The following is an 18,271-nucleotide window of genomic DNA, read 5'->3' as shown; positions in this document are numbered from 1 at the left end:
CGGCTTACGCTTTCCACTGCGCAGCACCTTATCAGCGTTGCGCATACGCCAGAAGCCTGATGCTGAATGACGGTTAAAACGTTCGGCACGGCTCGCATTTGTGATGAAACCTCTCTGCGCGCTTTACAACACAGAGACACATCGTTCGCCATGCAGGCCGTACCGTCGCGCCTATACTTAACATTCGTCGAATTCCGTTTAACCGCCAAAAGGAATCCGCTTATGAGCCGTCTGTGGCACCAGAACGCCGTCATTTACCAGATAGATCCCACCCGCTTTTTTGACAGCAACGCCGACGGCTGGGGAGACCTGCGCGGCATTGTCGAAAAGCTCGACTATGTTGAATCGCTTGGCGCAACCGCCATCTGGCTGACCCCGTTTTATCTCTCGCCGCGTCGGGATAACGGCTATGACGTGGAAAACCACACCGAGCCGGACCCGCGTATCGGCTCGCTGGATGACGTTGAATGGCTGATAGCCGAGGCGGAAAAGCGGGGAATTCGTGTGATTATCGAACTGGTGGCGCAGCACACCTCAGATGCCCACGACTGGTTTCAGGAGGCGCGCAAAGGCCGCGACAACCCGTTTCATGACTACTATCTGTGGCGCGACACGCCAGGCCCGGATGAACCCGCGCCGATGTTTCCGACAATCGAGCCGCACATCTGGCGCTGGGATGAGCAGGCGCAGCGCTACTACCGCCATCTCTTTTACCATCATGAGCCGGATCTCAACCTGCGCCACCCGGACGTCATTCAGGCTGTCGATCACGTGCTGCGCTTCTGGGCGGATAAAGGCGTGGCGGGCTTTCGTGTCGATGCCGCTTCGCACATGGTGGAACAGGCCAGCCTGCCGGGTGATAAAGAGAGCGGCTACCGGCTGTTTAACCACTTCTACGACCTGCTGACGGAAGATCATCCGGATATGATCCTGCTTGGCGAAGTGGACGTGAACGTCTCGGAATTTGAAGATTTCTTCGGCGGCGGCGAACGTCTGACCACACTGCTTAACTTCTGGATCAACAAAAACACCATTCTGGCGCTGGCCCGCGAAGAGGCGGCACCGCTGGTGAAAGCGCTTAACGAGCTGCCGATGCCGCCCGCCAACGGCGGTTACTGCTTCTGGCTGCGCAACCATGACGAGCTGGATCTTGAAGATCTGGAGCCGGAAGATTACGACTTCGTGATGGAGAAATACGCCCCCGATCCTGACATGCGCATTTACGGGCGCGGCATCCGCCGCCGCCTGGCACCGATGCTCGACGGCAACGAACGCCAGCAGGCGATGGCGCATGCCCTGCTCTTTTCGCTGCCCGGCACGCCGGTGGTGCGCTATGGCGCGGAAATCGGCATGGGCGATCTGCTTTCACAGCCGGAGCGTGAATCGGTGCGCACGCCGATGCAGTGGAATGCGGGGCCGGGTGCCGGGTTTTCCGCCTGCGATCCGGCGCGCTTTGTGGAGCCGTTAATTACCGACGGCCCCTTTCGCTATCAGGCGATAAATGTGGAAGAGCAAGAAGCGCGCGACGGCTCACTGCTGCACCGTATCCGGCAGATTATCGCCGTCTGGCGCACGCTGCCGGAGATCTGCTATCAGCATTTCCACCCGTTCACGGTGCAAGAAAAGAGCGTGTTTGCGGTGCGCTATCAGAACCATAACGTCGCCACGCTGATGCTGACGAACCTGAGCCATGAGGCGGTGACGGTGGATTTGGGCGAGTTAGATCTGGAAGGCGCCTGCGAGATACTGGCGGATGATGAGTATCCGCCAGTCGCCTGCTCACTTCGCATCAACGGCTATGGCTACCGCTGGCTGCGGGTACGGTAAATCAACGGCGGCGGAACAGGGCTTTTATCAGCAGCCCTGCTACCGCCACGGCTGCCACGCCCATCACGCGGGAATCCACGGCAATGGCCTTGTTCTTCGCGTGGCTGTCAAAGCGTCCGTGCGCCTGATGACCGTTCTCCAGCGGCTGAAACAGGTAATCAGGGCGCTGCGTCGGTTCGGCTTCGTCGGTGAGTTGCCCTTCCCAGGTTTTCGCCACATAACGGTCGAGTAATCCTGGAAAGAACATATTGCCGACAATCGACATAACCGTGTTTTTCCCAAGCCACACCTCGCGCGGCGGACGGCGCGCCACGGCGGCGTCGTAAATCGCTTTAGCGGCCACTTCCGGCTGGTAAATGGGCTCTATCGGCTGCATCCGGTGATGAAACTTATTGCGCGCCCAGTTGAACTGCGTGGTGTTAATGGCAGGCAACTGCACCATCGAGACCCGCACCCCGCTTTTCTGATGCAGCAGTTCGCAGCGCAGGGAATCGGTAAACGCGCGGATCGCCGCTTTCGCGCCGCAATAGGCGGACTGCAACGGAATCGAGCGCCACGCGAGCGCCGAACCCACCTGAATGATGGTGCCGCTGTCACGCAACTGCATATAGCGCAGCGCGCTGCGGGTGCCGTTCACCGCGCCGAGATAGGTCACCTCGGTGACACGCCGGAACTCGTCAAAGCTGATATCCTCCACCGGCGCAAGCACGGTTGTCATGGCGCAGTTCACCCACACTGCCATTGGCCCCAGTTCTTCTTCGATACGCTGTGCCGCGTTGCTTACCTGCTGCGGGTCCGCCACGTCAGCGCAGATGCCAAGCACCCGGCCGCCGTAACGCTTTAAGTCTTCTGTGGCCTCCGCCACGCCCTGCTCTCCACGGGCAATGATCGCCACATCATAGCCAGAGGCCGCAAAGTAACTGGCTGTCGCGCGCCCGACTCCTGAACTGCCGCCGGTCACGACAGCAACAAAGGCGTTTTTTGTCATGTCGTTATCCTGATTTGCGTTAAGGGTAACGAAAGCTTAGTACAGCGCGAGAAAAGTGGGCGCCCGGCGAACCGGGCGCGAGAGAAGAAAGTGCGGGAAACGCGGCGTCAGAACGTGGTCCAGCCCTCTTCCGTGACGGGTTTGCGCGCGGTCACGGTGACAGGCGCTGCCGAACGGATGGGCGCGGTGGCTTCCGGTCGCGGCGAAGCCGGTTGCGTATTCAGGCGGAACGCGCCAGCAAGCTGACGCAGGCGCGCCGCCTCGGTGCCGAGCTCGCCTGCGGCTGCGGAGGACGCGCTGACAAGCGTCGCGTTCTGCTGCGTGGTGGCGTCCAGCTCGCCAACCGCGCGGGCGATCTGCTCAATACCGCGGCTCTGCTCCTGCGACGCTGACGAAATCTCTTCCATAATATCGTTCACGCGGGTGACGGAACTCACCACCTCATTCATCGTTTCACCGGCGCGGCTCGCCAGCGTGCTGCCGGTTTTGATGCGGTTGACCGATTCATCGATCAACACCGCGATATCTTTCGCCGCCTGCGCGCTGCGCTGGGAGAGACTGCGCACTTCAGACGCCACCACCGCGAAGCCGCGGCCATGTTCTCCCGCACGTGCGGCTTCCACCGCGGCGTTGAGCGCCAGAATATTGGTCTGGAAAGAGATGCTGTTGATGACCTCGGTAATGTCGGCGATTTTGCGCGAACTGGCGGAGATATCCTGCATCGTCTGCACCACATCGCGCACCACGTCACCGCCGCGCCCGGCGGTCTGTGATGCCTGCGACGCTATCTGGCTGGCATGGCGGGCGTTGTCGGCATTATTTTTCACGGTCGCCGTGAGCTGCTCCATGCTGGCGGCCGTCTGCACCACCGCCGTGGTCTGCTGTTCGGTACGCGCCGCGAGCGCATGGTTGCCAGAGGCAATCTCCTGCGCCGTGTGAGTGAGACGCCCGACGCTTGCGCGCAGCTCGCCAGTCATGCTGCGAAGCCTCTCGTTCACGCGAGCCATCGCGCCGGTGAGCTTGCCAAATTCGTCATGGCGATCGATCTCAATCTGCGCGCTCAAATCGCCCCCGGCGATGCGCTCGGCCAGCGCCAGGTTAAGCTTTAACGGGCGAATTATCTGGCGGCTGATGGCCCACGCGACGATAACGCCGAGCAGAATCACAAACGCGCCCAGGATCAGGGCTAGCGTTGAGGAGCCGGACGCCAGTTCGTCATTCTCAGCTTTAGTGAGCGCCACCATCTGTTTAATCACGCCGCTACTTTGATCCCCTGCCGTTTTCACCGCGCTTTCCGCGCCTTTCAGCGATTCCCGGGCGGCGTAATAATCACGACTCAGCGTCTGATAGCGCACGGTATCCTGCCAGAGCCCCGCGAACGGCGGCAGCAGTTCCGGCGGGAGACGGCTCACGAGCGCCTGGTACTGGCTTTCTACCGTGCTAAAACGGCGCTGGAGCGCCTCGCTTGCCTGCTCTGTGCCGGTAAAGCGCAGCGCGTAAGCATAATCCCGCAGGTTACTGATGGCGAACAGGAGATCGTAAATCGCGTAAGAGAGCTCGGGGTCGGCCACCGGCGTGCGGATAAGCTGGGTATACCGCGCGGTTTCATCCTGGCCTGCCAGCGCGTCAAGCGCGCTTCGGATCTGGCTGAGCTTCGCCGTGGCGTCGCTCATGGTGGTGACGCTGCCCTGGAAGCTTTCCAGATAACGCCTGATATCGGCGACGATGGCGCGCTCGTTGGGGGGCCAGTCGAGGGCGCTGGCCTCAGCGGTTTTCGCGAGCGCCTCGTCAACATAGCGACTCATCAACGCGCGGGCGTCGTCATCGCCGGTATAGAAATAGTTAAGACGGTTAATTTTGGCCTGTAAGACGTCGATATTAATGTCGTCGATAAGATGACTTTTGAGGTTAGCGTCGCGGATGGCCATAAAACGCGCCACAGAGAGCGCTGTCGCCAGCGCCACCAGCAGCAGCACCACGCCAAATCCGGCGGCGAGCTTGCGGGTTATGCGAACGTTGCGTAATCGGTTTACCAGTACAGCCATCCTGCCTCCTGTTTTACGATAGTCGGGCCTCGTCAGGCGCCACAGGAGGTTATCGGCTAAGCCGCAGATTTTTTTAGCAAAATGTGGAAAAAATGGGCAATAATTATTCTTGCTCTTATAACCATGTTAGCGTGAGACTGAGGGCAATGCAGGCCAAATTCTGATTCAAAAAGCAATGCCCAGAATAACCATCCCAATCACAAGGTTAAAAACGGAAGAGCAATATTATTCCTCACTCTCTTACATGGAGTTGAGGAAAAGTAAATGGCATTGAATGGTTCATTTGTTCTTAATGGAGCAGATTATGCTCCGCTCACCTTTCCGGGTATCGGAACGTTTATGGCATTTTCAGGAAATGGCGCAAATCGTAATCGTGCCGGGTGTTCCCACATTCCGACAATCGGCCCGCTTCCACCAGGAAAATACTGGATTGTCGATCGTGAGCAGGGTGGGTTCTATGCGCGAAGCGTGTCAGGTACGAAGGATCTCTACAATAAAGTTTTTCACGATGCGCAGTTTGGTCACGCGGACTGGTTTGCGCTTTGGCGGGACGATTTAGGGATTGATGACTGGACATGGATCAACGGAATTAAAAGAGGAAATTTCCGTCTCCATCCAGGTACAGTATCGGAAGGTTGCATCACTCTGTATCGAAGCTCTGATTTTGAAGTTCTGCGTAACAGCTTACTCGGTACGTCGCTTATTGATGTACCTTGCATGAAAAGTCTTAAAGCACGCGGTTTCATTGAGGTTCAACGACATGTCTATGGCGACACTTGCCCGACGCGCAGCTAAGACGCTGCTCTTTCTCGCCCTTTTCTGCATCTTTGCACGTGTGATTGACGCGTCCCGGTTTATCGGCCTGGAGACGGCTAACGCGTTCGCCACCTGGTTGCATGGCAGCGCTAATCAGGAAAACTATGACGAACTGTGGTTTTTTACCGATCTCATTGCCTCTGCGCTGTGCGCGTTTATCGCCTGGCGCGCCATCATGGGCGTCTGGCGCAAGATAGCGGCGTCGCGTAAGCGTCTGGCATAAACTCACACGCAATAAAAATGGCCTTTTACCCGACAGCCTCCTGCGAAGCTGTCGTGACAAAGGCCATCTGAAGCGTGCATAACTCATTCCAGTAACGCAGCCGGATACCGCGGCGATACCGGTTAGCGCGGGCGGTGCAGGCCCGGATCGATATTGCCGAAATCAAGACCATAGAGATGTCCGTAAGGGATAAAGGATTCCAGCATCAGCGCACGCGTTTCGGGCGGGTGCGGCGTGAGCCAGGCGCGGAGAATGCGACGAATACGTGAGCGCGACGCGTGACGACGTACGGAGATATGCATGATGATCGCCTCCTCGGCGGTGCGCAGGCGTTGTGCTGCCCTGTCAGTAAAGCGCCGGGGAGACGAAAAGGGAAATACGCATTCCGGCAATGTTTTGCCGGTGTGCGGATTAGCCGAAATACTGTTTTTTCAGGATAAGCGCGCCGTCGTTAATCGCTTTATGCACCGCGCGTGCCGCCGCTTCGCCATCGCCCGCCTCAAGCGCTTCCAGCAAATCATCATAATTATGATGACCGCGCACAAAATCGTCGGACTGCGGATAGAGATAGTTAAAGCACGGGCCGATGCGCATCCAGAGCTGCTCAATCAGCGACACCAGCGTTGGCATCTCAGCCCAGTTGTAGAGCTGAAAACGAAACGCGCGGTTAGCCTGCAAAGCCTGCTCGACACTGTCGGACATTTTGGCTTCGCGAAACGCGTCACAGAGTTCACGCAGGTGAGCCATACGCGCTGGCGTCATATTTTTCGCCGCCGCTTCCGCCGCCATTCCTTCAAGGTTTTTACGGATCTTCGTCACTTCGTCGTAACGCGCCTCGCTGATTTCCGGCACCAGAAACGCCTGTGCCGGGGTCGCGTTGAGCGCACCGGAGGAGACCAGTCGCAGCAGCGCTTCGCGTACCGGCGTGATGCTGATCCCCAGCTGATCGGCGATTTCTTTCGTGACCAGACGGGCACCCGGACGCAGGCTGCCAACGATAAGGGCGTTTTTCAATCTCACTTCCACTTGCATGGTTAAACTCAGGCGTTGCGCTTTTTCCAGATCCAACATGTTTATTTCCTGTCGTAAAAAATTTACTTTGTATTAGCAGGCGCTTAACTAACGTCTCGTCATCCTGACCAGAGGATATATTCTATATCTTTGATAACACGGTTTTTATGGTCAGGAAAACCAAAAATAACCAAAACGTTCACTGACCAGTACGACAACCATTAAGGTATTGACCTAATGAAACGACTGTCCCGTAAGCTTCTCTCACTTTCTGTGGCGCTTTCTTTATTCGCTCCGCTCAGTCAGGCCAGTTCGCTGACGATTGCGCAGCCCACTTCCGCTACTGCCATGGATCCCGGCTTCCTGAAAGAAGCCGCGACCCTGGTGGATAACGTTTTCGATACTCTGGTGCTGCGCGACGCGCAGATGCAACTGAAACCCGGCCTCGCCACCCACTGGGAAGCCATCAACGACACCACATGGCAGTTCGATTTACGTAAGGATGTCAAATTTACCAACGGCGAGCCAGTCAATGCCGCGGCGGTGAAATTCTCCATCGACCGCATTCTCGACCCGGCCAACCACGCCCCCACCATTTCTTATATTCGTACGATTAAATCGGTAGAGGTCACCGGCGACTATCAGGTGCGTATTCACACCAACGGCCCCGATCCGCTCCTGCCCACGCGCATGAGTCGTTATCCGGCCTATATCGTGCCGCCTGGTTATGTAAGTAAAGTCGGTGCTGCGGAATTTGCACGAAAACCTGTCGGAAGTGGCGCTTATATCGTCAAAACTTTCATTCCCGATGAGCGTGTTGTGATGGAGGCCAACCCGAACTACTGGCGCGGCAAGCCATCAATCGATGAAGTGACCTGGCGCCCTATCCCGGAAGCGACCGCGCGCATCACCGCGCTGCTGACCGGCGAGGCGCAGCTGGTGGAAGGCGTTCCGGCGGATCTCGCACCGCTGGTGAAAAGCAAACCCGGCGTGAAGCTTGAGCAAGTCAAAGGCGGCGGGCTGACGATTTATCTCGGCATTAAAAACAGCGAGCCGCCGCTAAACGACGTGCGCGTGCGCCAGGCGCTGTCGCTGGCGCTGAACCGCGACGCTTATACGCAGTCGCTGCTGCACGGCTTCGGCACGCCGACCGGCACGCTGGCAGGCCCGAAAGACTACGGCTATAAAGCCATTGCCGCGCCGAAACAGGACCGCGAAAAAGCCAAAGCGCTGCTGAAAGAGGCGGGCTACCCGCAGGGCTTTACCGTTAAATTCCAGGCACCGCGCCGTTATATTGCCAGCGCTGACGTAGGCCAGGCCATTGTGGCCGATCTCGCCGCTATCGGCGTAAAAGCGCAGCTCGAAGTGCCGGAGTGGTCGGTCTACACCCAACAGGTGGCGTCCGGCAAACAGGCCCCGCTCTATATGCTGGGCTGGGGCTCCACCCAGACGCTGGACGCCGACGCCGCGCTCTACCCGGTGCTGCACGGGGGCGAGCCGTACTCAACGGTAAGCGATCCGGCGCTGGATAAGCTCCTGAACGACAGCCGTGCCACGGTGGATGCCGCGAAGCGTAAAGCGCTGCTGGAGCAGATTCAGGAGCGCGTCGCGACCGAACAGCCGCTGATCCCGCTCTACCGCGAAGACGCGATTTACGCTTCCAGTGACAACGTCACGTTTAAAGGCCGTGAAGACGCCCGCGTGTCGTTGTTCGATATGAGGGTGAAATGATCTTCCCTGGCCGTTACGCATCCCGTTCACGTCGCCGTCCCCTACCGGGGGACGGCCTTCTCGGCGGCGCGCTGCTGGCTGTCCTTATCCTGGCAGCGCTGCTCTCTCCCTGGCTGCCGTTACCCGATCCGCTGCAAAGCGATCTCGCGGCAGTCTTTCAGGCTCCTGGCCCGCAGCACTGGCTGGGTGCCGATCAACTGGGCCGCGACGTGCTCTCGCGCATTCTCGCCGGTGCCCGTCTTTCGCTGTTCGTGGTGATTATCGCCGCCCTCATCGCCGCCACCATGGGCACGCTGATGGGCATGGTGGCCGGTTACTTCGGCGGCTGGGTCGACGCGCTTATCATGCGGCTTATCGACATTCAGCTGGCGGTGCCGTTTATTCTGCTGATCCTGCTGGTGATGGCGCTGTTTGGCACCTCGCTTGCTAACATTATTGTGATTATGGGCGTGACCAGCTGGGCGATTTACGCCCGCGTGGCGCGCGCCAGAACGCTGGAAATCCGCGAGCTGGAGTACATTGAAGCCGCGAGAACCATGGGTTTTTCGCACCTGCGTATTATGCTGCGCCATATTTTACCGGCGCTCGCGACGCCGCTGCTGGTTTTGCTGACGCTCGATATTCCGCGTCTCATTGTGCTGGAAGCCTCCGTCGGCTTTCTCGGCATGGGCATCCAGCCGCCGACGCCGACGCTTGGCAATCTTATCGGCGAAGGCCGGGCCTATATGCTGCTTGCGCCGTGGCTGGTGGTCTGGCCCGGCTGCGCCATCGCGATGCTGGTGGTGGGCTGTAACCTGCTCGGCGACTACTGGCTACGCACTACCCAGGCGAGGGTCGAATAATGGCGCGCTATCTGATTTCCCGTTTTTTCCAGGCGCTGCTGGTGATGTTCGGTGTCTCGCTGCTGATATTTTTCAGCCTGCATCTGACAGGCGATCCGGCGGCCGTGATGATGCCGCCGGGTGCCACCACGCAGGAGATTGCCGATTTTCGTCACGCGATGGGCTTTGACAGGCCGCTGCTCACCCAATACGCCGATTACGCGGGACACCTTCTGCGCGGCGATCTGGGGGATTCCCTGCGCTTTGGCCAGCCGGTCTCCGCGCTGATTGCCGAGCGTCTGCCCGCCACCGCGCTGCTGGCGCTGACCGCGCTCGCCTGGAGCACGCTCGCGGGGCTGGCGCTCGGGCTGGTGAGCGCGCTGTGGCGCGACACTATCTGGGACCTGCTGGCGCGTCTGGTGGCCTTTAGCGGCCAGGCGGTGCCGGTTTTCTGGCTGGGGCTGCTGATGATTTTATTCTTCAGCCTGCAGCTGCGCCTGCTGCCCTCCGGCGGCTACGGCGAGCCGTTACAGCTCGTCATGCCTGCTGTCTGTCTTGGCGCATACTATATGAGCGCGATGGCGCGTCTGGTGCGTGCCAGCCTGATTGACGTGCTGGACCAGGATTATATCCGCACCGCGCGCGCCAAAGGGCTCAGCGCCTGGCGGGTGCTGGTGCGTCACGGGCTTCGCAATGCGCTGATCCCTGTCGTGACCGTACAGGGCATTTCGCTCGCCGCGCTGCTTGGCGGCGCGCTGGTGACAGAGATTATTTTCGCCTGGCCGGGCATTGGCCGCCTGGCAGTGCAGGCTATTCAGAACCGCGATTTTCCGCTGGTGCAGGGCGTGGTATTGCTCGCCGCACTGACGTTCGTGGTGGTGAACCTGCTGATTGATTTGCTTTACCTGGTACTGAATCCAAGGATACGTTTATGACCGTTCAGCCGCATGCCAGCCTGGATGCGACCCTGGAGCTGCTCTCTTCTCTTACCGCCTGGCAAAGCGTGGCGGACCAGCCGGATGAGCAGCGATCTCTCGCCGCCTGGCTCGAAGCCTGGCTTATCGACGCACTGGACGCCGAGGTGATTTTGCCGGTGGCGCAACAGCCCACCGACAGCCCGCCGCTGGTGCATGTGCGTGTCGACATCGGTGCGCCCGACACGCTGGTGCTCTACAACATGTATGACGTCATGCCCGCCGATGCAGAGGGCTGGCAGGTTGATCCATTCTCCGGCGGCATTCGCCACTGGGCCGATAAAGGCGATGTGTTTATTTCGCGCGGCGCGGAGAACAACAAAGGCCCGCTCGCCGGCATGCTCACCGTCGTGCGCGATCTGTGGGAGAGCGGCAGGCTCACCACCAATCTGGAGATCCTGCTGGAGGGCGAAGAAGAGTGCGGCAGCGGTACGCTCCGGCGCTATCTCGCCCGCACACCCTGCCCGGTTTCGCCCGCGCTCGCCGTGCTTTTTCCGTCGCTGTGCGAATATGGCGGCGGCGCGCCGCGGCTCTATCTTGGCTTTACCGGCATGACCGCAGGGCGTCTGCGCGTCGCGGGCGGCGACTGGGGCGGCCCGCAGGCCGCCATTCATGCGAGCAACGCGGCGTGGATAGCCAACCCCGCGTGGCGGCTGGTGCAGGCGCTCGCCGCCATCGCGCCCGCCGGGCGCAACGGCGTGCTGGAAACGCTGCCGCTGGATGACGCCGCGCTGAGTATCCTTGACGAGCTGGCCCCGCAGTTCAGCATTGCTGATGAACTGACGATGCGCAAAAGCCAGCGGCTGACGATAACCGGCGATACCCGCGAGGCGCTGGCGTTTTTACTTGGCAGCGCGGTGCTGAACTTAAGCGAGATCCGCACCACGCCGCTACCGGGCCGCGGCATTATTCCCCCGCTCGCCTGCGCTGAATTCGCGCTGCGCACGCCGCCGGGCAGTTCACCGGATATATTGCTCGACGCCATGCGCGCGTCGCTTTCTCATCAGGAGATCGCAGGCGTGGAAATGGTTGTTGATGACAGTTACCCCGGCAGGCGCTTTTCGGCTGACGACGCGGGCGTCATGGAACTTCTCAATAGCTATCACCAGCAGCAGACGCGCCCACAGCTCTGGCCCTGGGCGCCCGGCTGCGCGCCAGCCTACGCCTTTGCGCCGGTGGCGCCCGCGTTTCTCATCGGCGGGCTGGGTTATGGTGGCAACGCGCACGGCGTGAACGAATTTGTCACCCTGCGCGGGCTTACGCGCTATACCCGGTCGCTGCGCGACTGGCTGCTCTCATTCTGACGGACTCAGGAGATAACCATGCGATTTCTCACCGGCCAGCAGGTGGCGGCGCTCGGCGGGCTTGACCCGCACGCCGCACTCAGTGACGTCACCGACGCGACGCTGCTGATGGCGGCAGGCGATGCCGTGATGCCCGCCGAAACGCACGTGCCGCTCGATACCGCGCCGGGTAAGGTTTACGCCCTGCCCGCGCGCGTGGGCGGGCGGTTTAACGCCACCGGCGTGAAGTGGACGGCGCACCGCCCGCAGCCGCAGGACGCGCTTCCGATGGCGCTGACGGTGACGCTCATCAATCGCGCGGACAGCGGCGTGCCGGTGGGGCTGGTGGAGAGCGGCGGCCTGACGGCGGTGCGTACCGCCGCGGTCTCGGCGCTCGCCCTGCGCCACGCCGCGCCGCGCGAGGTGAAGCGCGTCCTGCTGCTCGGCGCGGGCGTACAGGCGCGCGCGCATCTGGAGATGCTACGCGCGCACTTTCCGGCGCTCTCGTGTTCAGGGTTGTGGAACCGCACGCCCGCGCGGCTGGAAAGTATGCCCGTCGCGGCGTTGCCGTTCCCGTGTGAGGTTTACGGCGATCTTCGTGAGGCCCAGAAACAGCCGTGGGATGCCGTTATCACCTGCACCGGCGCGCAAAAGCCGTTTCTCGGCCCCGAATGGTGTCAGCCGGGGCGGCTTATCATGCAGATTGGCTATCACGAAGTGAGTTTTGCGGCGATTAAACGCGCCACCCAGGTGGTGGTGGACGCCTGGGGGGAGTTTCGCCACACCAGCGCCAAAAGCCTGTTCCAGATGTACCGCGCGGGCGAATTTGCCGATGACGGCTGGTCAGCGGATCTCGCGGCACTGTTAACGGGCGCATGGCGCGCAGCGCCGGACGACTGCGTTTACTTTTCGTCGTTCGGGCTGAACGTGTTTGATATCGCGCTCGCCGCCCGGGTATTGCAGCGCGCGACGCAGGAGAATGTCGGCACCGCGCTGCCGCTCTTTGGCGTCGCTTAAGCGCTTTCGCGCAGGCGCAGCGCCTGGTGAATATCCGGTGCGCTGTCGATAAGCCGCCGGGTATACGCATGGGCAGGCGTTTGCAGTACCTGACGCGTCGGCCCTTCCTCCACCACGTTCCCGAGATAGAGCACTAAAACGCGATCGCAGAGCTGACGCACCGCCTGGAGATCGTGGCTGATAAAGAGCACCGACAGCCCGAGCTTATCGCGAAGCTCCGCCAGCAGGCGCAGGATCTGGCCTCTCACGGGTAAATCGAGCGCCGCCACCGCTTCATCCGCCACCAGCAGTTCCGGCTCCAGCGCCAGTGCGCGGGCGATGGCGATTCGCTGGCGCTGTCCGCCGGAGAACGCCGCCGGACGCCGCTGCGCCCATTCCGGTTTTAGCCCCACCAGCGTCATCAGTTCGCTCACCCGTTCGGCAATCGCCGCGCCGTGGCGCAGGCCGTGCACCCGCAGCGGCTCGGCGAGCTGATCGCCGACACTCATGCGCGGATCGAGGCTCGCGTAAGGATCCTGAAAAATCATCTGCGCGCGGCGGCGCACGCGTTTTTGCTCCGTTCGGCTCGCCTGCGCCATATCGACGCCGTCAAAGAAAATCTGGCCGCTGTCAGCCTCGATAAGCCCGATAGCCGCGCGCCCGAGCGTCGTTTTGCCGGAGCCGGATTCGCCAATAAGCCCGACGATTTCACCGCGCGCCACGCTAAAGGTAGTCGGGTGCAATACACGCTGGCGCTCCGGGGGCATAAACGGCAGCCGCGCACGGCGCGCAAAGCTTTTTACGATACCCGTCACCTGCAACAGCGGCGTGTCATTACACGCCACCACACGTGCAGGCGGCTCCTGTGGTGTTGAAGCCGCAATCAGCCGCCGCGTCCAGTCGGCCTGTGGCGAAGTAAAGAGCGGCTCCACCGGCCCCTGCTCGACAATTTCGCCGCCGTTCATCACGCAGGCGCGATCGGCATAGCGCGCCACCACGCTAAGATCGTGTGTCACCAGCAGCACGCCCATGCCCATCTCCTGCTGGAGATCTTTCAGCAGGCCGAGGATTTGCGCCTGAAGCGTGACGTCCAGCGCGGTGGTCGGCTCATCGGCAATCAGCAGATCCGGTTTGCCGCTGATGGCGCTGGCTATCATCACCCGCTGGCGCATCCCGCCGGAGAGCTGGTGAATATACTGACGCGCCCGTTTTTCCGGCTCGCCGATGCCGACATGGCCCAGCAGCGCCACCGCCTCGCGCGAGGCCGCTTTCCAGCCCAGCCCGCGATGGCGCACCAGCACTTCGGCAATCTGCTCGCCCACTTTCAGCACCGGGTTCATGCTGCTCATCGGCTCCTGGAAAATCATGGCGATGTGGCGGCCGCGCAGGCCCGCCGGGTATGGCGCATCAGGAAGAATGGGCGTGGTATCGTCAAAGCAAATCTCGCCGCCGCTCTGCCAGACGCCGCGCGGCAAAAGACCGGTGACGGCAAGGGAAGTGAGCGTTTTGCCACAGCCAGATTCGCCGACCAGCGCCACCATTTCGCGGCGTTCGACGGTCAGACTGACATCACGCAACAGGGTTGCCTGGCGACTTTGCAGGCTAAGATGAGAGAGGGTTAACAGCGGCACAGGCGGCTCCCGACAACAGGCTTTGGTCGAGCATATCGGCAGCCGCCGTGGTTAACAAGTTGTTATTCAGCTGGTTTATGCATCGTCCTGGCCGACGCGGATCACGAGTTTGCCGAAGTTTTTCCCTTCCAGCAGGCCGATAAACGCCTCCGGCGCGTTCTCAAGGCCATCCACAATGTGCTCGCGGTAGTGAATGCGCCCTTCGGAAACCCACTGGCCCATTTCGCGCTGGAACTCTTCGATGCGGTGACCATAATCCTGGTTGATGATAAAGCCCTGCATACGGATGCGTTTTTTCAAAAGCGTGCCCATGAGCAACGGCAGGCGATCCGGGCCAGGCGGCAGGTCGGTGGCGTTATAGCCGGAGACCAGACCGCACAGCGGCACGCGCGCGCCGGTGTTGAGCAGCGGCATCACGGCATCGAAAACTTTCCCGCCGACGTTCTCGTAGTAAACGTCAATGCCCTGCGGGCAGGCGGCGGCGAGTTTATCGGCGAAATCCGCCGCGCGGTGATCGATACATTCGTCAAAGCCCAGGTGTTCCACCGCGTAACGGCACTTCTCTTCACCGCCCGCCACGCCGACCACGCGACAGCCTTTGATTTTGCCTATCTGCCCGACGCTTGCGCCGACCGGGCCAGTCGCGGCGGCGACCACCAGCGTTTCACCCGCTTTCGGCGCGCCGATATCCAGCAGGCCCATATAGGCGGTAAATCCTGGCATGCCCAGCACGCCGAGGAACCACGACGGATGCTCGGGCGATTTTCCAAGCGGCGTCAGCTGTTTTGGATCGCAGATGGCGTAATCCTGCCAGCCGCTGTAGCCGACCACCCAGTCGCCGGGGTGGAAATCCGGATGACTCGATTTTTCCACCACGCCAACGGTGCCGCCGACCATCACTTCACCGATTTGCACCGGCGGCGAATAGGACGGCTCATCGCTCATGCGCCCGCGCATATACGGGTCGAGCGACAAATACACTGTGCGCACCAGCACCTGGCCTTCGCCCGGCTCGGCGATGGAATCTTCCTCAAGGCGAAAATTCTCCGCCACCGGTTTGCCATGCGGACGCGAGGCCAGCACCCAGCGGCGATTACGGGACGATGATTGAGTCATGATGTTCTCCTTGTTTTCAGGGCGTCCAGAAAGCGTAGTGCATTCACGTCAACTGGCGACGTTATTCAGACGCACAATCAGATAGATGCACGGCGCGTCGCTCTGGTTGATGAAATGGCATTCATTCGGCGGGCCGAGTTCGAGGCAGTCGCCTTCATGCATCTGGTGGCGGATATTGCCTTCCTGAAACACCAGTTCACCCTGCTGAACCCAGATGAGCTGGCGGGCAAAGGCATAGGCCGAGGCCGGCATCGGGATGTCGCTGCCGGCGGGCAACTCCACCTGAACCATATCCAGCGGCAGATCAGATTTCGGCGAGACGTGGCGGCGCAAATAGTGGCTCTGCGGATCGCGCCAGACCGGCTGATCGGCAAAGCGCAGCAGCCGCCCTTCGTTCATCTCCGCGCGGGCGATAAGCGTGGACATGCTCAGCCCCAGCGCGCCGGAGAGCCTCCCTAACAACATCGCCGTCGGGCTACTTTCGCCGCGCTCAATTTTGTGGATCATGGCGCGGGAAACCCCGGCGCGCTCGGCGAGTTCGCTCAGCGACCAGCCGCGGGTTTCGCGCTCGACGCGAATGCGTTCACCAATCCGTTGATTTAATGTGTCGATTATATTATTCATAACGTAACATTATAGTGAACGACTGCCGGGGTTCAACCATGCTGATTCGCCATGCCACTGCGGACGACTGCGCCGCTATCGCTGAGATTTATAACTATGCGGTGTTACACACCGCCGCCATCTGGAATGACGCCACGGTCGATACTGAAAACCGCCTCGCCTGGTTTTATCAGCGCGGCAACGCGGGCTACCCGGTGCTGGTGGCGGTGGAAGGCGATCGGGTCGTCGGTTACGCCTCGTTCGGCGACTGGCGCGCCTTTGACGGCTTTCGCCATACCGTTGAGCACTCGGTCTATGTGCACCCGGAGCACCACGGCAAAGGCATCGGCAAAGCGCTGATGACGCGACTCATCGTTGAGGCACGGGCTATCGGCAAGCATGTGATGGTGGCGGGAATCGAATCGCGCAACGCCGCCTCCATCGCGCTGCATGAAAAGCTCGGCTTTACCATCACCGCGCAGATGCCGCAGGTAGGCACCAAATTTGGTCGCTGGCTGGATCTGACGTTTATGCAATTGCAGCTTGATAATCGCACCGAACCGGACGCCATTGGATGAACTCGTCATTAAGCCTGCTGTTCCTGACCGCCGCCGGTGTGGGGCTGGTGGTACAGAATATGCTGATGGTGCGGATCACGCAGTCGGCCTCCACGATCCTCATCGCCATGCTGCTCAATTCACTGGTAGGGATTGTGCTGTTCTGCGCCATTCTGCTGCTGCGTAACGGCACGGCAGGGTTCAGCGAGCTTATCGCCACCGTACGCTGGTGGACGCTGCTGCCGGGGCTGCTCGGGTCGTTTTTCGTCTTCGCGAGCATTAACGGCTATCAGCATCTTGGCGCGGCCACGACGATTGCGGTGCTGGTCGCAAGCCAGCTGATTGGCGGGTTACTGTTTGATATTGCGCGCACCAGCGGCCTGACGCTGCGTATGCTCGCCGGGCCGGTGGCGGGCGCGGTGCTGCTGGTGATTGGCGCCTGGCTGGTCGCCAGGCGCACGTTCTGAAGGTTACGCTTTCGGTTTCTGCCCGCTGCGGCGCGCGCTGACGGTCGCCAGCGCCGCCCAGTCGAGCTGCTCATCACCGTGCGCCAGCGCGTCAAGGTAGTTATCGCGAAGCACCCCTGCAATTCCCATCGGTACGTTTTTACTCTCGGCCGCCTGCTGCGCGAGACGCACATCTTTAAGCCCCAGCTTCATGGTGAACCCTGCGGGCGTATAACGGTCTTCGGCAATCATCGCGCCATAGTTTTTATACGCAGGCGCGGAAAACAGCGTGCTGGTCAGCATACCGAGAAAATCGCCTTTGCCAACGTTATAGGCCTCGACCAGCGCCGACGCCTCGCCCATGGTCTCAATGGCGCTCGCCAGCATAAAGTTTGCCGCCAGTTTCACCGCCGCGGCCTGCGCCGGGTTGTCGCCGAAGGTCCAGGTTTTCTGGCCCAGCACGTCGAAAATCGGCTGCGCTTTCGCTAGCCACTGCGACTCGCCCGCCGCGAGAATATTCAGATTGCCTGCGGCGGCGACATCCACGCGCCCGAGCACCGGGGCGGCGAGATAGCCGATGTTCCGCTGACGGGTCAGCGCGTCCATCGCTTCAGTCAACGCCACGGAAACCGTCGCCATGTTGATCCACAGCGCCCCCGGCGCGAGCGACGCCAGCGCGCCCTGCTCCACCACGACGTTTTCAGTAACCGCGTCATCCGCCAGAATGGTGATGAGCACATCAGCGCCGTGAATATCTTTCGGGCTTGCCGCTACCTGCGCGCCGGATGCGCGCAATGCCTCTGCGGGCGCTGGCGAGCGGTTCCAGACCGTCACCGTAAAGCCCGCTTTAACCAGATTTTCCGCCATCGGCTGGCCCATGCCGCCAAGACCGAGAAAAGCAATATGCATAAAAATTCCTTAAAGTTTATAAAATGGTGCCGCCGCGGGTCAGCTCCGCCAGGCGTTCCGCCGCCTCGCGCTCGCGATCTTCTTTATGCTGACGGCCATGATGGGCAATCGCGGTGCGCAACTGCTGCTGCAGATCGTAACGCTCCTCACGGCTGAGTTGCGCGTCATCGCTGAGCGCAATCAGCAGTTCATTCATCGGCGCTATCACGTGTTGTGCAATCACCGCGTCAACGCGGCGCTGCATGTCCTCACGATGTGACATAAAACCTCCTTAAACGCATCGCCGCGGCAGGG

At 60.7% G+C, this 18,271-nt stretch carries 19 protein-coding genes; 10 read left to right on the top strand and 9 right to left on the bottom strand.

Annotated elements, in window-relative coordinates; genetic code table 11:
- Positions 1 to 222: 222 nt before the first annotated feature.
- A complete protein-coding gene (locus G9X48_RS05030) occupies positions 223 to 1,827 on the top strand; it encodes an alpha-amylase family protein (protein WP_097641418.1) in 1,605 nt (534 codons plus the stop codon).
- A gap of 1 nt (position 1,828) precedes the next feature.
- Here the strand turns inward: G9X48_RS05030 and G9X48_RS05025 are convergent, their stop codons facing one another.
- Positions 1,829 to 2,815: an SDR family oxidoreductase gene (locus G9X48_RS05025; RefSeq protein WP_097641417.1), complete on the bottom strand. Its 987-nt coding sequence runs from the start codon at positions 2,813 to 2,815 to the stop codon at positions 1,829 to 1,831.
- A 107-nt stretch (positions 2,816 to 2,922) separates the two neighbouring features.
- Positions 2,923 to 4,860 carry a methyl-accepting chemotaxis protein gene (locus G9X48_RS05020; protein WP_105629561.1) on the bottom strand — a complete coding sequence of 646 codons (1,938 nt, stop codon included), beginning with the start codon at positions 4,858 to 4,860 and terminating at the stop codon, positions 2,923 to 2,925.
- Positions 4,861 to 5,124: 264 nt separating this feature from the next.
- Between G9X48_RS05020 and G9X48_RS05015 the strand changes: the two genes are divergently transcribed.
- Positions 5,125 to 5,655 (top strand): DUF2778 domain-containing protein, encoded by a 531-nt coding sequence (locus G9X48_RS05015; protein ID WP_074459837.1) that lies wholly within the window; start codon positions 5,125 to 5,127, stop codon positions 5,653 to 5,655.
- Complete coding sequence (locus G9X48_RS05010; protein ID WP_069682038.1) at positions 5,621 to 5,899, top strand: hypothetical protein; 279 nt, start codon at positions 5,621 to 5,623, stop codon at positions 5,897 to 5,899. The genes G9X48_RS05015 and G9X48_RS05010 overlap by 35 nt, the downstream gene beginning before the upstream one ends.
- Positions 5,900 to 6,021: 122 nt before the next feature.
- Here the strand turns inward: G9X48_RS05010 and G9X48_RS05005 are convergent, their stop codons facing one another.
- Both G9X48_RS05005 and G9X48_RS05000 read right to left on the bottom strand, forming a co-directional pair.
- Positions 6,022 to 6,201, bottom strand: coding sequence for a hypothetical protein (locus tag G9X48_RS05005; protein WP_004387071.1), 180 nt, complete (start codon positions 6,199 to 6,201; stop codon positions 6,022 to 6,024).
- Positions 6,202 to 6,310: 109 nt separating this feature from the next.
- Complete coding sequence (locus G9X48_RS05000; RefSeq protein ID WP_012124825.1) at positions 6,311 to 6,970, bottom strand: GntR family transcriptional regulator; 660 nt, start codon at positions 6,968 to 6,970, stop codon at positions 6,311 to 6,313.
- 177 nt (positions 6,971 to 7,147) lie between these two features.
- Between G9X48_RS05000 and G9X48_RS04995 the strand changes: the two genes are divergently transcribed.
- Genes G9X48_RS04995 through G9X48_RS04975 form a run of 5 tightly spaced genes read left to right on the top strand, consistent with a single transcriptional unit; the run spans position 7,148 to position 12,736 of the window.
- Positions 7,148 to 8,641, top strand: coding sequence for an ABC transporter substrate-binding protein (locus G9X48_RS04995; protein ID WP_007867698.1), 1,494 nt, complete (start codon positions 7,148 to 7,150; stop codon positions 8,639 to 8,641).
- The gene (locus G9X48_RS04990) at positions 8,638 to 9,483 is read left to right on the top strand and encodes an ABC transporter permease (RefSeq protein WP_007888795.1); all 846 of its coding nucleotides are present in this window, start codon (positions 8,638 to 8,640) and stop codon (positions 9,481 to 9,483) included. The genes G9X48_RS04995 and G9X48_RS04990 overlap by 4 nt, the downstream gene beginning before the upstream one ends.
- Positions 9,483 to 10,397, top strand: a complete 915-nt coding sequence (locus G9X48_RS04985; protein ID WP_007888796.1) for an ABC transporter permease — start codon at positions 9,483 to 9,485, stop codon at positions 10,395 to 10,397. Before G9X48_RS04990 ends, G9X48_RS04985 begins: the two co-directional genes overlap by 1 nt.
- Complete coding sequence (locus tag G9X48_RS04980) at positions 10,394 to 11,740, top strand: M20/M25/M40 family metallo-hydrolase (protein WP_097641415.1); 1,347 nt, start codon at positions 10,394 to 10,396, stop codon at positions 11,738 to 11,740. Before G9X48_RS04985 ends, G9X48_RS04980 begins: the two co-directional genes overlap by 4 nt.
- Before the next feature lie 18 nt (positions 11,741 to 11,758).
- Positions 11,759 to 12,736, top strand: coding sequence for an ornithine cyclodeaminase family protein (locus G9X48_RS04975; RefSeq protein ID WP_097641414.1), 978 nt, complete (start codon positions 11,759 to 11,761; stop codon positions 12,734 to 12,736).
- Here the strand turns inward: G9X48_RS04975 and G9X48_RS04970 are convergent.
- The 3 genes from G9X48_RS04970 to G9X48_RS04960 all read right to left on the bottom strand — a co-directional run bounded on the left by G9X48_RS04970 (position 12,733) and on the right by G9X48_RS04960 (position 16,086).
- Positions 12,733 to 14,346, bottom strand: a complete 1,614-nt coding sequence (locus tag G9X48_RS04970; protein WP_097641413.1) for an ABC transporter ATP-binding protein — start codon at positions 14,344 to 14,346, stop codon at positions 12,733 to 12,735. The two genes, G9X48_RS04975 and G9X48_RS04970, sit on opposite strands and share 4 nt — an antisense overlap.
- Before the next feature lie 75 nt (positions 14,347 to 14,421).
- Positions 14,422 to 15,462: an NADP-dependent oxidoreductase gene (locus G9X48_RS04965; protein ID WP_004387850.1), complete on the bottom strand. Its 1,041-nt coding sequence runs from the start codon at positions 15,460 to 15,462 to the stop codon at positions 14,422 to 14,424.
- A 48-nt stretch (positions 15,463 to 15,510) separates the two neighbouring features.
- Complete coding sequence (locus G9X48_RS04960; protein ID WP_097641412.1) at positions 15,511 to 16,086, bottom strand: helix-turn-helix domain-containing protein; 576 nt, start codon at positions 16,084 to 16,086, stop codon at positions 15,511 to 15,513.
- 38 nt (positions 16,087 to 16,124) lie between these two features.
- Between G9X48_RS04960 and G9X48_RS04955 the strand changes: the two genes are divergently transcribed.
- Positions 16,125 to 16,643, top strand: coding sequence for a GNAT family N-acetyltransferase (locus G9X48_RS04955; RefSeq protein ID WP_012124833.1), 519 nt, complete (start codon positions 16,125 to 16,127; stop codon positions 16,641 to 16,643).
- Positions 16,640 to 17,089: a DMT family transporter gene (locus tag G9X48_RS04950; protein WP_007888805.1), complete on the top strand. Its 450-nt coding sequence runs from the start codon at positions 16,640 to 16,642 to the stop codon at positions 17,087 to 17,089. Before G9X48_RS04955 ends, G9X48_RS04950 begins: the two co-directional genes overlap by 4 nt.
- A gap of 3 nt (positions 17,090 to 17,092) precedes the next feature.
- On the opposite strand, the gene G9X48_RS04945 is transcribed toward G9X48_RS04950, so the two are convergent.
- Both G9X48_RS04945 and G9X48_RS04940 read right to left on the bottom strand, forming a co-directional pair.
- Positions 17,093 to 17,977 (bottom strand): NAD(P)-dependent oxidoreductase, encoded by an 885-nt coding sequence (locus tag G9X48_RS04945; protein WP_097565528.1) that lies wholly within the window; start codon positions 17,975 to 17,977, stop codon positions 17,093 to 17,095.
- Between the two features lie 16 nt (positions 17,978 to 17,993).
- A complete protein-coding gene (locus tag G9X48_RS04940; protein WP_012124836.1) occupies positions 17,994 to 18,239 on the bottom strand; it encodes a DUF2526 family protein in 246 nt (81 codons plus the stop codon).
- Positions 18,240 to 18,271 lie beyond the last annotated feature (32 nt).

Source organism: Cronobacter sp. HA18006 (assembly GCF_011605445.1).
In the GTDB taxonomy this organism is placed as follows: Bacteria; Pseudomonadota; Gammaproteobacteria; order Enterobacterales; family Enterobacteriaceae; genus Cronobacter; species Cronobacter sakazakii.
The sequence above is the reverse complement of the archived record's forward strand: the minus strand, read 5'-3'. Positions and strand labels throughout refer to the sequence as shown.

Coding starts and splice junctions, on each gene's coding strand:
- G9X48_RS04965 (WP_004387850.1), bottom strand. CDS start 15,462: ATGACTCAATCATCGTCCCGTAATCGCCGCTGGGTGCTGGCCTCGCGT.
- G9X48_RS04950 (WP_007888805.1), top strand. CDS start 16,640: ATGAACTCGTCATTAAGCCTGCTGTTCCTGACCGCCGCCGGTGTGGGG.
- G9X48_RS04940 (WP_012124836.1), bottom strand. CDS start 18,239: ATGTCACATCGTGAGGACATGCAGCGCCGCGTTGACGCGGTGATTGCA.
- G9X48_RS04995 (WP_007867698.1), top strand. CDS start 7,148: ATGAAACGACTGTCCCGTAAGCTTCTCTCACTTTCTGTGGCGCTTTCT.
- G9X48_RS04980 (WP_097641415.1), top strand. CDS start 10,394: ATGACCGTTCAGCCGCATGCCAGCCTGGATGCGACCCTGGAGCTGCTC.
- G9X48_RS04985 (WP_007888796.1), top strand. CDS start 9,483: ATGGCGCGCTATCTGATTTCCCGTTTTTTCCAGGCGCTGCTGGTGATG.
- G9X48_RS05025 (WP_097641417.1), bottom strand. CDS start 2,815: ATGACAAAAAACGCCTTTGTTGCTGTCGTGACCGGCGGCAGTTCAGGA.
- G9X48_RS04945 (WP_097565528.1), bottom strand. CDS start 17,977: ATGCATATTGCTTTTCTCGGTCTTGGCGGCATGGGCCAGCCGATGGCG.
- G9X48_RS05005 (WP_004387071.1), bottom strand. CDS start 6,201: ATGCATATCTCCGTACGTCGTCACGCGTCGCGCTCACGTATTCGTCGC.
- G9X48_RS04975 (WP_097641414.1), top strand. CDS start 11,759: ATGCGATTTCTCACCGGCCAGCAGGTGGCGGCGCTCGGCGGGCTTGAC.
- G9X48_RS04960 (WP_097641412.1), bottom strand. CDS start 16,086: ATGAATAATATAATCGACACATTAAATCAACGGATTGGTGAACGCATT.
- G9X48_RS05020 (WP_105629561.1), bottom strand. CDS start 4,860: ATGGCTGTACTGGTAAACCGATTACGCAACGTTCGCATAACCCGCAAG.
- G9X48_RS05015 (WP_074459837.1), top strand. CDS start 5,125: ATGGCATTGAATGGTTCATTTGTTCTTAATGGAGCAGATTATGCTCCG.
- G9X48_RS05000 (WP_012124825.1), bottom strand. CDS start 6,970: ATGTTGGATCTGGAAAAAGCGCAACGCCTGAGTTTAACCATGCAAGTG.
- G9X48_RS04955 (WP_012124833.1), top strand. CDS start 16,125: ATGCTGATTCGCCATGCCACTGCGGACGACTGCGCCGCTATCGCTGAG.
- G9X48_RS05010 (WP_069682038.1), top strand. CDS start 5,621: ATGTCTATGGCGACACTTGCCCGACGCGCAGCTAAGACGCTGCTCTTT.
- G9X48_RS04990 (WP_007888795.1), top strand. CDS start 8,638: ATGATCTTCCCTGGCCGTTACGCATCCCGTTCACGTCGCCGTCCCCTA.
- G9X48_RS05030 (WP_097641418.1), top strand. CDS start 223: ATGAGCCGTCTGTGGCACCAGAACGCCGTCATTTACCAGATAGATCCC.